Annotated in this window: 12 protein-coding genes; 3 read left to right on the plus strand and 9 right to left on the minus strand. The window is 73.1% G+C overall.

The window, feature by feature from the left end:
* Positions 1-41 precede the first annotated feature (41 nt).
* Complete coding sequence (glpK, locus tag FXF50_RS23660; RefSeq protein WP_148431067.1) at positions 42-1,559, minus strand: glycerol kinase GlpK; 1,518 nt, start codon at positions 1,557-1,559, stop codon at positions 42-44.
* 41 nt (positions 1,560-1,600) lie between these two features.
* Complete coding sequence (locus FXF50_RS23665; RefSeq protein ID WP_148431068.1) at positions 1,601-2,434, minus strand: MIP/aquaporin family protein; 834 nt, start codon at positions 2,432-2,434, stop codon at positions 1,601-1,603.
* Positions 2,435-2,626: 192 nt separating this feature from the next.
* On the opposite strand from FXF50_RS23665, the gene FXF50_RS23670 reads away from it, so the two are divergent.
* Positions 2,627-3,394 (plus strand): IclR family transcriptional regulator, encoded by a 768-nt coding sequence (locus FXF50_RS23670; RefSeq protein WP_148431069.1) that lies wholly within the window; start codon positions 2,627-2,629, stop codon positions 3,392-3,394.
* Positions 3,395-3,440: 46 nt separating this feature from the next.
* Positions 3,441-4,964: a glycerol kinase GlpK gene (gene glpK / locus FXF50_RS23675; RefSeq protein WP_148431070.1), complete on the plus strand. Its 1,524-nt coding sequence runs from the start codon at positions 3,441-3,443 to the stop codon at positions 4,962-4,964.
* A gap of 34 nt (positions 4,965-4,998) precedes the next feature.
* Here the strand turns inward: glpK (FXF50_RS23675) and FXF50_RS23680 are convergent, their stop codons facing one another.
* The 7 genes from FXF50_RS23680 to iolC are packed head-to-tail and all read right to left on the minus strand — an operon-like array spanning position 4,999 to position 11,699.
* A complete protein-coding gene (locus FXF50_RS23680) occupies positions 4,999-5,310 on the minus strand; it encodes an NIPSNAP family protein (protein ID WP_148431071.1) in 312 nt (103 codons plus the stop codon).
* A 60-nt stretch (positions 5,311-5,370) separates the two neighbouring features.
* Entirely contained in the window at positions 5,371-6,465 is a 1,095-nt protein-coding gene (locus tag FXF50_RS23685; protein WP_148431072.1) for a hypothetical protein, read from the minus strand.
* Positions 6,462-7,034, minus strand: a complete 573-nt coding sequence (locus FXF50_RS23690; protein ID WP_148431073.1) for an RNA polymerase sigma factor — start codon at positions 7,032-7,034, stop codon at positions 6,462-6,464. Before FXF50_RS23690 ends, FXF50_RS23685 begins: the two co-directional genes overlap by 4 nt.
* A gap of 60 nt (positions 7,035-7,094) precedes the next feature.
* The gene (gene iolD / locus FXF50_RS23695) at positions 7,095-8,939 is read right to left on the minus strand and encodes a 3D-(3,5/4)-trihydroxycyclohexane-1,2-dione acylhydrolase (decyclizing) (RefSeq protein ID WP_148431074.1); all 1,845 of its coding nucleotides are present in this window, start codon (positions 8,937-8,939) and stop codon (positions 7,095-7,097) included.
* On the minus strand, positions 8,939-9,835 hold the full coding sequence (gene iolB, locus FXF50_RS23700; RefSeq protein ID WP_148431075.1) for a 5-deoxy-glucuronate isomerase: 897 nt from the start codon (positions 9,833-9,835) through the stop codon (positions 8,939-8,941). Before iolB ends, iolD begins: the two co-directional genes overlap by 1 nt.
* The gene (locus FXF50_RS23705; RefSeq protein WP_148431076.1) at positions 9,832-10,719 is read right to left on the minus strand and encodes a deoxyribose-phosphate aldolase; all 888 of its coding nucleotides are present in this window, start codon (positions 10,717-10,719) and stop codon (positions 9,832-9,834) included. The genes iolB and FXF50_RS23705 overlap by 4 nt, the downstream gene beginning before the upstream one ends.
* Positions 10,716-11,699, minus strand: a complete 984-nt coding sequence (gene iolC / locus FXF50_RS23710; protein ID WP_148431077.1) for a 5-dehydro-2-deoxygluconokinase — start codon at positions 11,697-11,699, stop codon at positions 10,716-10,718. The genes FXF50_RS23705 and iolC overlap by 4 nt, the downstream gene beginning before the upstream one ends.
* 186 nt (positions 11,700-11,885) lie before the next feature.
* On the opposite strand from iolC, the gene FXF50_RS23715 reads away from it, so the two are divergent.
* Positions 11,886-12,623: a GntR family transcriptional regulator gene (locus FXF50_RS23715; protein WP_148431078.1), complete on the plus strand. Its 738-nt coding sequence runs from the start codon at positions 11,886-11,888 to the stop codon at positions 12,621-12,623.
* Positions 12,624-12,775: the final 152 nt, after the last annotated feature.

The raw sequence follows: 12,775 nt of genomic DNA on the forward strand, positions 1-12,775 counted from the left end.
CGGCCGCCCGGATCCTTGGGTGGGGGACGGGTGGCGCGGCGTCAGCCGACGTCGACCCAGTCGAGGGTGCGCTGGACCGCCTTCTTCCACCGGGCGTAGCCGGTCTCCCGCTGCTCCGGCGACCAGGCCGGCTGCCAGCGCCGGCTCTCGTTCCAGTTCTCGCGCAGCTCGTCGGTGCTCTTCCAGAACCCGACGGCGAGGCCGGCGGCGTAGGCCGCGCCGAGCGCGGTGGTCTCGGCGACCACCGGCCGGCTGACCGGCACGCCGAGGATGTCCGCCTGCAGCTGCATGCAGAGATCGTTGACGGTGACGCCGCCGTCGACCTTCAGGCACTCCAGGTGCACCCCGGAGTCCTGCTCCATGGCCTCGGCGACGTCCCGGCTCTGGTAGCAGATCGACTCCAGGGTGGCGCGGGCGATGTGGGCGTCGGTGTTGAACCGGGACAGGCCGACGATCGCGCCGCGGGCGTCGGAGCGCCAGTACGGGGCGAACAGGCCGGAGAACGCGGGCACGAAGTACACGCCGCCGTTGTCCTCCACCTGCCGGGCCAGGATCTCGCTCTGCGCGGCGGTGCTGATGATCTTGAGTTGGTCGCGCAGCCACTGCACCGCCGACCCGGTCACCGCGATCGAGCCCTCCAGCGCGTACACCGGCGCCTCGTCGCCGAACTGGTAGCAGACCGTGGTGAGCAGTCCGGCCTTGGACCGCACGATGTCCGTACCGGTGTTGAGCAGCATGAAGTTGCCGGTGCCGTAGGTGTTCTTCGCCTCGCCCGGCGCGAAGCAGACCTGACCGACCGTGGCGGCCTGCTGGTCACCCAGGTCGCCGGTGATCGGGACCGGGCTGCTGAACGGGCCGTGCGGCATGGTGCTGCCGTACGAGCGGGGGTCGGAGGACGGCCGGATCTCGGGCAGCATGGCCCGCGGGATACCGAAGAAGGAGAGCAGCTCGTCGTCCCAGTCCAGCGTCTCCAGGTTCATCAGCATGGTGCGGCTGGCGTTGGTGGGGTCGGTGACGTGCACGCCGCCCTCGGTGCCGCCGGTGAGGTTCCACAGCAGCCAGGTGTCGGTGTTGCCGAAGACGGCCTCGCCGCGCTCGGCCGCCTCCCGGACCCCGTCGACGTTCTCGAGAATCCACTGGATCTTGCCGCCGGAGAAGTACGTCGCCGGCGGGAGGCCGGCCTTGCGCCGGATGACGTCGCCCTTGCCCTCACGTTCCAGCGCCGAGGCGATCCGGTCGGTACGGGTGTCCTGCCAGACGATGGCGTTGTAGTAGGGCCGGCCGGTCCGGCGGTTCCACACCACGGTGGTCTCGCGCTGGTTGGTGATGCCGAGCGCGGCGAGGTCGGGGCCGGTGAGGCCGTGGGAGTTCATCGCGGTCTGGATGACCGTCTGGGTCCGTTCCCAGATTTCGAGCGGGTTGTGCTCGACCCAGCCGGCCTGCGGCAGAATCTGCTGGTGTTCGAGCTGGTGGCGACCGACCTCGTTACCGCCGTGGTCGAAGATCATGAATCGGGTGCTGGTGGTGCCCTGGTCTACCGCGCCGACGAAGTCAGCCATGCGGGGGTCTCCTTCCGGGAGGCGAAATGTGGGTCGACGGGTCAGACGCGGGCGAGCTCGGCGTCGGCCGGAGTGGCCTCGGTGGCCAGGGTGCCCGGCTCCGGAGCGTCCTCGCTGGGCAGGAAGCGGCCGACGATCAGCTCGTACAGGCCGGCGCCGATCACGCCGCCGACGAGCGGCCCGACGATCGGCACCCAGAAGTACGGATAGCCGCTGGCGTCCTGGAAGGCCGTTTCGTACCCGGTCAGGAACGAGGCGAGGCGGGGGCCGAAGTCGCGGGCGGGGTTGATCGCGTACCCGGCGTTGGCGGCGAAGGCCATGCCGATCGCCACCACGATCAGGCCGACGATCAGCGGGGCGAGGTTGCCGCCGGGCAGCGAGTTGCGGGCGTCGGTGACCGCCAGGACCAGGAACAGCAGGATGGCGGTACCGATGATCTGGTCGCGCAGCGCGCCCCACTCGCTCACGCCGGCGCCGGGCAGGGTGGAGAAGACGCCCTGGCTCTTGATCGTCAGGCCCGGGTCGAACCGGGACAGCACCTCGCTGTAGTTCCAACGGATGATCAGGGCGGCGACGAACGCGCCGGCGGTCTGGGCCAGCGCGTACGGCATCACCTTGCGCCAGGAGAAGCCCTTGAAGACCGCCAGGGCGACGGTGACCGCGGGGTTGAGGTGGGCGCCGCTGATGCGGCCCGCCACGTACACGCCGAGCGTGACGCCCAGGCCCCAGGCCCAGGCGATGCTGTCGAACTCGCCCGTTCCCGCCGCGGCGACCTGGGCGACCACGCCCACGCCGAACAGGATGAGGATCGCGGTGCCGGCGAACTCGGCGGCCAACTCGCCGACGAGTCCGGGGACTTTCACACGTTGCGTCATGTGGTGCCTCCAGAAAACGGTGGGGGTGGCGACCCTGGCTCGGGGGAGAGCGGAGGGCCGTTGATCACGCTGCGGTGTCGGGCGTCATCGTGCGGTGAACCGTAGGAAACGCCGCGAGGTCGGGTCAACGAACCCCGGTCGACAATGTCGAACACTGTTGCGACCGGCGGAACACCGCTAGCATTCCGCCCCATGCCGGGTCAGGTGCAGTCCATCGCGCGTGCCGCGGCGATCCTCCGCCTGCTGGCCAGCAGCTCAGGCCGGCTTGGCATCGGAGAGATCGCCCGCTCCCTCGACCTGCCCAAGGGCACCGCGCACGGCATCGTCCGCACCCTCCAGGACGTCGGCTTCGTGGAGCAGGACAAAACCTCCGGCAAGTACCAACTCGGCGCGGCCCTGCTGCACCTGGGCACCAGCTACCTCGACGTCAACGAGCTCCGCTCCCGCTCGATCAACTGGGCCGACCCGCTGGCCGCGCGCAGCGGCGAGGCCGTCCGCATCGGCACCCTGCTCGACGGCAAGGTGCTGGTGGTCCACCACGTCTTCCGGCCCGACGACACCCTGCAGACGCTCGACGTCGGGTCCCTGCTCCCCCCACACGCCACCGCGCTCGGGAAGGTCCTGCTCGCCTACGACGTCGGCGCCGCCAACGCGGTGCTGCAGGGCGAACCCGAGCCGTACACCCGCCGCACCCTGGTCACCGCCCGGACCCTCAGCCGGGCCCTGTCCGAGATCCGGGACAACGGCTGGGGCACCGAGATCGAGGAGATGACCCTCGGCGAGGCCGGTATCGCCGCGCCCATCCGCGGCTACGGCGGTCTCGTCGTGGGCGCGATCGGGCTCTCCGGCCCGGTCGACCGGGTCTGCGACGGCAAGGGCCTCCCCCGACCCACGCTCGTCGCGTACGTCCGCGACGCCGCCCGCGCGGTGTCCCGCGATCTCGGCGGCGCCCGCTGGTGATCCGTCCACCCTGCCCCGCCACCCCCGCGCCAGAGAGGACGATGACATGACCGACAGCTACGTCGTCTCCATCGACCAAGGCACCACCTCGACCCGCTGCATCGTGTTCGACCGCCGCGGCAACCTCGTGTCGGTCGCCCAGCGCGAGCACCAGCAGCACTTCCCCCGGCCCGGCTGGGTGGAACACGACGCGCTGGAGATCTGGCGCAACGTCGGCAAGGTGGTGCCCCGGGCCCTCGCCGAGGCCGGCATCGGCGCCGACCAGATCGCCGCGATCGGCATCGCCAACCAGCGGGAGACCACCGTGGTGTGGGACCGCCGCACCGGCGTCCCGGTGGCGCCCGCGATCATCTGGCAGGACACCCGCACCGACGCGCTGGTGGAGACGCTGTCCCAGGCGCCCGGCGCCGAGGACCTGCGGGAGCGCTGCGGGCTGCCGCTGACCACGTACTTCTCCGCCCCGAAGCTGCGCTGGCTGCTGGACCACACCCCCGGGCTGTACGAGCGGGCCGAGCGTGGCGAGGTGCTCTTCGGGACGATGGAGAGCTGGCTGATCTGGAACCTCACCGGCGGTCCGGACGGCGGCCTGCACCTGACCGACGTGACCAACGCCAGCCGCACCATGCTGATGGACCTGCGCACGCTGCGCTGGCACCCCGACTCGCTCGCCTTCTTCGGCATCCCGGCGGCCATGCTGCCCGAGATCCGCTCCTCGTCGGAGGTGTACGGCACGGCCACCGCCGTCCTGCCCGGCGTGCGGATCGCCGCCGCGCTCGGCGACCAGCAGGCCGCCCTGTTCGGCCAGACCTGCTTCGCGCCCGGCGACGCCAAGTGCACCTACGGCACGGGCAGCTTCCTGCTGCTCAACACCGGAGCGGAGCCGGTGCACTCCCACCACGGGCTGCTCACCACCGTCGGCTATCAGATCGGCGGCGAGCCGGCCGTCTACGCCCTGGAAGGTTCGATCGCGATCACCGGCTCCCTGGTGCAGTGGTTCCGCGACCAGTTGGAGCTGATCAGCACCGCCCCGGAGATCGAGACCCTCGCCCGAACCGTCGACGACAACGGCGGCTGCTACATCGTGCCCGCCTTCTCCGGACTGTTCGCGCCGCACTGGCGCAGCGAGGCACGCGGGGTGATCGTCGGGCTCACCTCGTACATCACCAAGGGGCACCTGGCCCGCGCGGTGCTGGAGGCCACCGGCTGGCAGACCCGCGAGGTGGTCGACGCGATGAACGCCGACTCCGGCCTGGAACTGACGGCGCTGCGGGTGGACGGCGGGATGACCGCCAACAACCTGCTGATGCAGTTCGTCGCCGACGTGCTCGGGGTCCCCGTGGTGCGCCCGATGGTCGCCGAGACGGTCTCGCTCGGCGCGGCGTACGCCGCCGGGCTCGCGGTCGGCTACTGGGCCGACCTGGAGGGGCTGCGCAGCAACTGGCACCTCGCCGCCCGCTGGGAGCCGGAACTCGACGACGCGATCCGCGCCGAGGAACGGGAGAACTGGCAGCGCGCGGTGGAGCGCACCTTCGGTTGGATCAAGCCGGAGGCCCGGGCCGCCAACGAATGAGCTGCCCCGCCGAACCCGTCGGGGCAGGGCCGGTTCAGGCGGTCGGCAGGAGTGGACGCATGAAGGTCCGGTCGTAACGCACCACACAACCCGACTCGTCGCGGATGCGGTCGGCCGCGACGAACTCCGGGTCCTCGCCGAACCGTGCGCGGTAACGCTCGTACGCCGCCAGGCTCTCGAAGCTGAACAGCGCCTCGGCCCGGTCGCTGGCGCCCTCGGCGGGCAGGAAGTAGCCGTGGTGCACGCCGCCGTGCTTGGCCACCAGGCGCATCCACTCGCAGGCGAAGCGTTCGAACGCCTCGATCTGCGCGGGGTCGATGGTGTAGTGCACGACGCAGGTGATCACGGCCCCACCCTACGGGCCACGCCGGCACTCACCGGGCGAGTGCCGGCGTGGCCGGGACGGTCACTCGCAGCCCAACGCCCCCTCGTAACCGCGCGGTACGCTGCCGGCGGCGACCTCGTCGGCCGTCTCCCAGAACACCTCCGGCCAGTCGCCCTCGGCGTTCATCTGGTGCAGCACCTTCCAGTTGTGGCTGCTGCGCAGCGCGTCGGCGGCCCGCCGGAGGGCGGCGTCGTCGCCGGCCCGCCTGGCGCGCTGCCATTCGGCGATCCAGCCACAGCCGACCCGGGACGTGACTCGGGCGCCGAACTGGTAGGCGTCGTTGGTGCCGAGGCCGGCCAGCGCGGCCCGGTCGAAGTCCGGGGGCAGCGGGATGTCGGCCAGCACCTTCGCGGCCTGCTCGTCCACGCGGTCCGGAGTGACGATCTCGGGCGGGAGGGCGGCCAACCAGGTACGCACGTCGACGCGGACCACGTGGGCGAGGATCCGGTCGAACTCCGTGCGGTCGCCGCCAGCGGCGCGAATCTCGACGAAGACGCCGTCGCGTGGCCGGAGCATGACCGCGAAGTCGTTGGCGCTGTAGCGGAACACGTCACCCGGCCAGCCGTCCACCTTCACCGCCTCCGGGTCGCTCACGTGGCGCCGGTCCGCGTGGTAGCCGTCGTACTGGTCCGCCGGGTACCAGTTCATGTCCAGCTGCCGTTTGCCATTGCGGAACCCGATGGTGCCCTGCTTCTCGGCGAACCCGTACACGTTGGTCACCTGCCAGCCCGGCTCGTCGACGAGCAGCCGCGGGTTCTCCTCGGCGGCCTTCAGCGCCACGGGCGAGAACACGACCGACGTGGTCGGCCCGGCGCTGGTCGGCCCGACCGTCTCCGTCGGAGCCGCCTGACGGTTCTCCGGAGGCGCGCCGTGGACGGTGACCACGGCGAGGACGCCGATGAGCGCCGCGGCCGCGGTCAGCGGGCCGGCGAAGCGGCGGACCAGGCCGCGGTTCGGCCGGGAGCGCGGCTGTGGTGATTCGACGACGCGATCGAGCGTCGGTTCGGACATGATCTCCTCCAGGAGAGCCTGCTTCGCCCCGTCGAGGTGCCCGATGACATCGGGTCGGTAGGGGTCGGCGTCTCGGACCATCCGGTCGAGGTGCTCCTCGGTCATCTGCCCTCCTTCGGGGCGGGTGCGGTCACGACGTCGAGTACATGTCCGGGTGGGCCGAGGTCGTCACCGACGAGTTCGCGCAGCCTGGCTCGCGCCCGCGACAGGCGGGTACGGACCGCGGCGGGGCTCACCCGCAGGACCTCGGCCGCCTCGCGCGGTTCGAGTCCCTCCCAGACGGTGAGCAGCAGCACCTCGCGGTCCAGCTCGCCGAGCCGGGCCAGCGCGGCCTGGACGGCGAGCCGTTCGGGCACCTCACTGCCCGGGTCGGCGCCGATCGCCGCGGTGATCCGTTGGCGTAGCCGCTCCCCCAGCCGCTGCCGGCGTACGCCGCCGCGGTGGTGGTTGGCGAGCACGCGGCGGGCGACACCGTACAGCCAGAGCCGGGCTTCGCCGTCGGCCGGCAGGTCGCGTCTTCGCCGCCAGGCGACGAGGAAGGTCTCGGCGACGACGTCGGCGGCGTCCTCGGGGTGCGCGACGCGCCGCAGGGCGTACGCCAGCAGCGGCTCGAAGTCGGCGGCGTAGACCCGTCCGAAGTGGTCCTCGTGCTCGTTCCCGGAGCTCACGTTCATCCCATGTCCGGTCAGGTGCCCATCGTGACAGGCCGGGGACCGGAAGAATGACGAAATCGGTCAGGCGGGACGTAGCCGGGTGCGCCGGTTCTTGCGGCCCGCCTCGTACGCGGCCCGGGCGGCTCGCCCGTCGGCGGTGGTCGAGACCTCGGCGACCGGCACGTCCCACCAGGCGCCGGCGTCCGGGCCGGCCTCGAACCGGTCGGTCGGCACGTGCACCACCGTGGTCCGGGTGGCCGCCGTCGCCGTCGCCAGCGCCGCCCGGAGCTGCGCCATGGTCGACACCCGGATCAGGTCGGCGCCGAGGCTGGCCGCGTTGGCGCCGAGGTCGACCGGCAGCGGCTCCCCGGCGCGGTCGGTGTAGGCGGTGCCGAGCCGGTGCGCGCCGACGCTCTCCGACAGCCGGCCGATCGAGGCGAAGCCGGAGTTGTCGACCAGCACCACGACCAGCTTGACGCCCTCGGCGACCGCGGTGGCCAGCTCGCTCGGCAGCATCAGGTAGGACCCGTCGCCGACCAGCACGAACACCTCGCGCTCGGGCGCGGCCAGCTTCACCCCGATCCCGCCGGCGATCTCGTAGCCCATGCAGGAGTAGCCGTACTCGACGTGGTAGCTCTTGGGGTCGCGGCTGCGCCACAGCCGGTGCAGGTCACCGGGCATGGACCCGGCGGCGCACACCACCACGCCGCGAGGGCCGGCGGCGTCGTTGACGGCGCCGATCACCGCGGTCTGGGTGGGCGACGCGTCCGGGTCGGCGTGCCGGGCGGCGTCCGCCACGGCCGTCCACCGCTCGCGCAGCCGGGCCACCGACTCCCGGTACGCCGGCTCGGTGTCCCAGCCGGCGCAGGCCGCGTCGAGGGCGGCGAGGCTCTCCCGGGCGTCGCCGACGACCTGCGTGCCGGACAGTTTCGCCGCGTCGAAGCCGGTGACGTTGAGGTTCACGAAGCGTGCTCCGCCACCGAAGAGGGTGCCGGAGGCGGTGGTGAAGTCGCTGTAGCGGGTGCCCACCCCGATCACCACGTCGGTGCCGGCCGCGATCTCGTTGGCCGCGGTGGTCCCGGTGACGCCGACCGCGCCGAGCGCGAGCGGGTGGTCGTGCGGCAGCGCGCCGGTGCCGGCCTGGGACTCGGCCACCGGCACCCCGTGCTCCTCGGCGAACCGGCGCAGCACGCCGGTGGCCCCGCTGTAGATCACCCCGCCGCCGGCCACCAGCAGCGGCCGGCGGGCCGTCCGCACGATCGCGGCCGCCCGGTCCAGCGCCGCCTCGTCGGCGCGGGGGCGCGGCACGTGCCAGAGCCGTTCGGCGAACAGCTCGTCGGGCCAGTCGTACGCCTCGGCCTGCACGTCCTGCGGCAGCGCGAGGGTGACCGCGCCGGTCTCGGCCGGGTCGGTGAGCACCCGCATGGCGGCCAGCAGCGCGGCCGGCAGTTGTTCCGGGCGGTTGATCCGGTCCCAGTAGCGGGAGACCGGCCGCAGCGCGTCGGTGACGCTGACGTCGTAGGAGCGGGCGTCCTCCAGCTCCTGGAGCACCGGGTTGGCCACCCGGGTGGCGAAGATGTCGCCGGGCAGGAGCAGCACCGGCAGCCGGTTGATGGTGGCGCCGGCGGCGCCGGTGACCAGGTTGGTCGCGCCGGGGCCGATCGAGGTGGTGCAGGCCAGGGTGCTGAGCCGGTCGGTCATCCGGGCGTACGCGGCCGCCGTGTGCACCATGCCCTGCTCGGTGCGGCAGAGGTGGTACGGCAGGTCGGCGCCCGCGCCGGCCAGGGCCTCGCCGAGCCCGGCGACGTTGCCGTGGCCGAAGATGCCGAAGCAGGCCGGAACGAGCCGCTGCCGCCGCCCGTCGCGTTCGGAGAACTGCCGGGACAGGAACGTCACGAGCGCCTGCGCGACCGTCAACCTGGGCATCACGCCTCTTTCGTTCCGGGCCGGGTCAGCGGCAGCCGCGGGTCCACCGGCCGGCCGGCCCAACTGCCCCGGATCCAGCCGTGTCGGGGATCGTCCACACAGGCCATCGTCCGGGTGGCGCCGGGTCCGGCCAGCACGTTGAGGTAGTACAGGTCGTAGCCGGGGGCGGCCATCGACGGGCCGTGGTAGCCGTAGGGGACGAGCACCACGTCGCCGGTGCGCACCTCGGCGAGCACGTCGATCGGCCGCTCGGCGGTGCCGTAGACCCGCTGGTAGCCGACCGGACCCGCACCGGGCTCGCCGCCGGCCACCTCGAAGTAGTAGACCTCCTCCAGCGCGGCCTCCACCCGCCCGTCGTCGTACGTGCGGTCCTGCTCGTGCTTGTGCGGCGGGTACGACGACCAGTTCCCGCCGGGCGTGAGCACCTCCACGGCGACGAGCCGGTCGCAGTCGAAGGCGTCGGGCGCGCAGAAGTTGTTGACCTGCCGGCTGGCCGGCCCGGCGCCGCGCAGTTCCACCGGCACGTCCCGGGCCGCGCCGTAGCGGGGCGACAGCCGGCGGGTGGCCCGCGCCGACGGCAGCGCGAAGCGTCCCGCGCCGCGGATCGTCACGTCGGCGTCCCGGGGCAGGTAGGCGAAGTCGGTGACCGCGGCGAACACCGACTCACGCCCGGTCAGCGCGAGCCGCAGCCCGTCGCAGTGCACGGTGGCGGCGCCGGCCAGCGGCAGGACCAGCATCTCCTCGTCGCCGGTGGCGAAGCTGACCTCGCCGCCGGCGGGCAGGGTGAGCACCCGCAGGCCGGCGTAGGTCCAGCCGGCCCGCTCGGGGGTGACCTCCAGCGCCCACGGCGCCCGGACCGTGCCGCCCCAGGGCAGGTGCCCGTCGCCGGTCCTCACGCGTCCTGCCCGGTGGGCAGCAGCGAGCCGGCCAGGTCGACGGCGGCGGCCACGTCGTCGTCGGGCGGGTAGAGCAGCGCCCGGCCGACCACGAGGCCGCGCACGCCGGGCAGCCGCAGCGCCCGCGACCACCGCGCGTAGACCGCGTCGGGCGCCTCCACCGGGTCGCCGCCGAGCAGCAGGACCGGCAGCGTGGTCGCGGCCATGACCTGCTCCATCTCGTCGACGGCCGGCAGCTTCAGCCAGGTGTACGCACTGGTCGCGCCGAGCGCCTGCCCGACGCTGACGCCCTTGATGACCGCCTCGGGGCGCAGGTCGGCGCTGACCCGGCGGCCGTCGCGGGTGACCCAGAGCGGCTCGACCAGGGCCACGGTGCGGTGCGCGGCGAGCGCGGTGACCGCCCGGGCGCACGCCTGGAGGGTCGAGGCGGTGCCGGGGTCGTCCGGGTCGATCCGGCAGAGCATCTTGCCGCCGTCGTAGCGCATGGCGGCGATGCTGTCGGCGTCGTAGGCGGTGAACCGGTCGTCGAGTTCGAAGGTGGCGCCGGACAGCCCGCCGCGGTTCATCGAGCCGATGGCCAGGCGGTTCTCCAGCGCACCGAGCAGCAGCAGGTCCTCCAGGACGTCCGGGGTGCCGAGCACGCCGTCGACGCCGGGCCGGGACAGCGCCACGCGCAGCCGGTCGAGCAGGTCGGCCCGAACGGCCATGGCCATCGGCCGGTCGCGTACCCCGAGGGCGCCGCGGGCCGGGTGGTCGGCGGCGATGACGAACAACGGCCGGCCGGGTTCGGGCCAGGGCCGGCGGGTACGGCGGGCGGCGGCTTCGGCGATCGCCTGCGGCCGGTGCGCGCGGGTGCGGGTCAGCGCCTCGTACTCGGTGCTCACCGGTCTTCTCCTGTCAGGACGGCGGTCGACGACGCCGGACCCGGCGCGGCGCCCCCGGCGATCGCCTCGGTCTCGGCGTAGTCGGGCATGGCGGCGGAGCAGGCCAGGTGGGAGGCCACGATCGCCCCGGCGGCGTTGGCGAAGCGCAGGGTCCGCTCCAGCGGCCAGCCGCGCAGCAGCCCGAGGCAGAGCGCGCCGCCGAACGCGTCGCCGGCGCCGAGCCCGTTGACCACGTCGACCGGCACGGGCGGCACCCGTACGCTCTCCTCCGCGGTGCGGGCCAGCACGCCCGCCGGTCCGAGCTTGACCACGGCGAGCCGGGGTCCGCGTTCGAGCAGCAGGTCGGCGGCCCGGTCCGGGTCGCGGGTGCCGACGGCGATCTCCACCTCGTCGAGGTTGCCGACGGCGACGGTGACCCGGGGCAGCGCCTCGGCGACGGCCGCGGTCGCGGTCGCCGGGTCGGGCCAGAACATCGGCCGGTAGTCCAGGTCCAGCACGGTGTGCGGGCGGCCGGCCCGGGCGGCGAGCGCGGCCGCGTGCGCGTCGCGGCTGGGCTGCTGGCACAGGCCGGTGCCGGTGAGCCAGAAGACGCGGGCCGAGACGATCGCGTCGAGGTCCAGTTCCTCGGGGCGGATCTGGAGGTCCGGGGCGGTGGGGGTGCGGTAGAACCAGAGCGGGAAGTGGTCCGGCGGGAAGATCTCGCAGAAGGTGATCGGGGTGGGCAGCCCGTCGACCGGGCGGACGTGGCTGTCGTCCACTCCGAACTCACGCAGCGCCCGGTGCACGTAGTCGGCGAACGCGTCGGCGCCGGTGCGGGTGATCACGCCGGCGCGCAGTCCCTGCCGGCTGGCCGCGACCGCCACGTTGGTGGGGCTGCCGCCGAGGAATCTGCCGAACGTCTCGACCTCGGCCAGCGGCGTGGCGACCTGCAACGGATAGATGTCCACCCCGACCCGGCCGATGGTGAGCACATCGAGCATGCGGCGCCCTCCGTCCCGGCGGCGTCGGCGTTCCGCCAGCTCGATCCCGTCCCTGATTGGTAACAGTGCCTCATGAGTTGTGTCAATGTGTTGTCATGACATCTGCCCTCTGCGCTGGGTGAGCGCTTCGGTACAGTGACGGCCGTCAGCACGCCCGATCCCCGCAGCCGCAGCGAGGAGGTTTCCGTGACCGGCCCCGAGATCGCGGTCGACCGCAGCAGCCCGGTCCCGCTCTACTTCCAGGTCGCGGAGCAGTTCGCCGCGGCGATCCAGCGCGGTGACCTGGCCCCGGGTGACCGCCTGGACAGCGAGTTGCAACTGGCCGACCGGCTCGGGTTGTCCCGGCCCACCGTGCGCCAGGCGATCCAGCACCTCGTCGACAAGGGACTGATCGTGCGCCGGCGCGGCGTGGGCACCCAGGTGGTCCGGGGTGAGGTGCGCCGGGCCGTCGAGCTGACCAGCCTGCACGACGACCTGGTGCGCGCCGGGCAGCGGCCGTCCACCTCGGTGCTGGAACTGGCGACGGTGGCCTGCCCGCCGGCGGTCGCCGAGGCGCTCGGCCTGCCACCCGGCGGCGAGGTGCAGCACCTGCGCCGGCTGCGCTTCTCCGACGGGGAGCCCCTCGCGCTCATGGAGAACTGGCTCCCGGTCGACCTGCCGCGGCTCACCATGGCGGCCCTCCAGGCCGACGGCCTCTACGCGATCCTGCGCGCCGGCGGGCGGCGGATCCGCGGCGCCCACCAGCGGATCGGGGCGCGGGCCGCCACCGCCGCCGAGGCGCAGATGCTGGGCGAGCGGCGCGGCGCGCCCCTGCTCACCATGACCCGCACCGCGTACGACGACCAGGGCCGCTACGTCGAGCACGGCGCGCACATCTACCGGGCCAGCCGCTACTCCCTCGAGGTGACCGTCGCCGAGCGGTGACGGTGGATGTTTCGCGCTCATTTCAGTGACAGGTATTTACGTCGTAAAGCTGTCATGACATTGTGGCCGCAAGCACCGCCGGCGGCGGACGTGCGGCCGGCGGGACGACCCCGCGAGTCTCTTCGAAGTCACTCCTTGCGAAGGGAAACAGC

Origin of the sequence: Micromonospora sp. AP08, from assembly GCF_008085935.1 — a bacterium.
Taxonomy (GTDB): Bacteria; Actinomycetota; Actinomycetes; order Mycobacteriales; family Micromonosporaceae; genus Micromonospora; species Micromonospora chersina.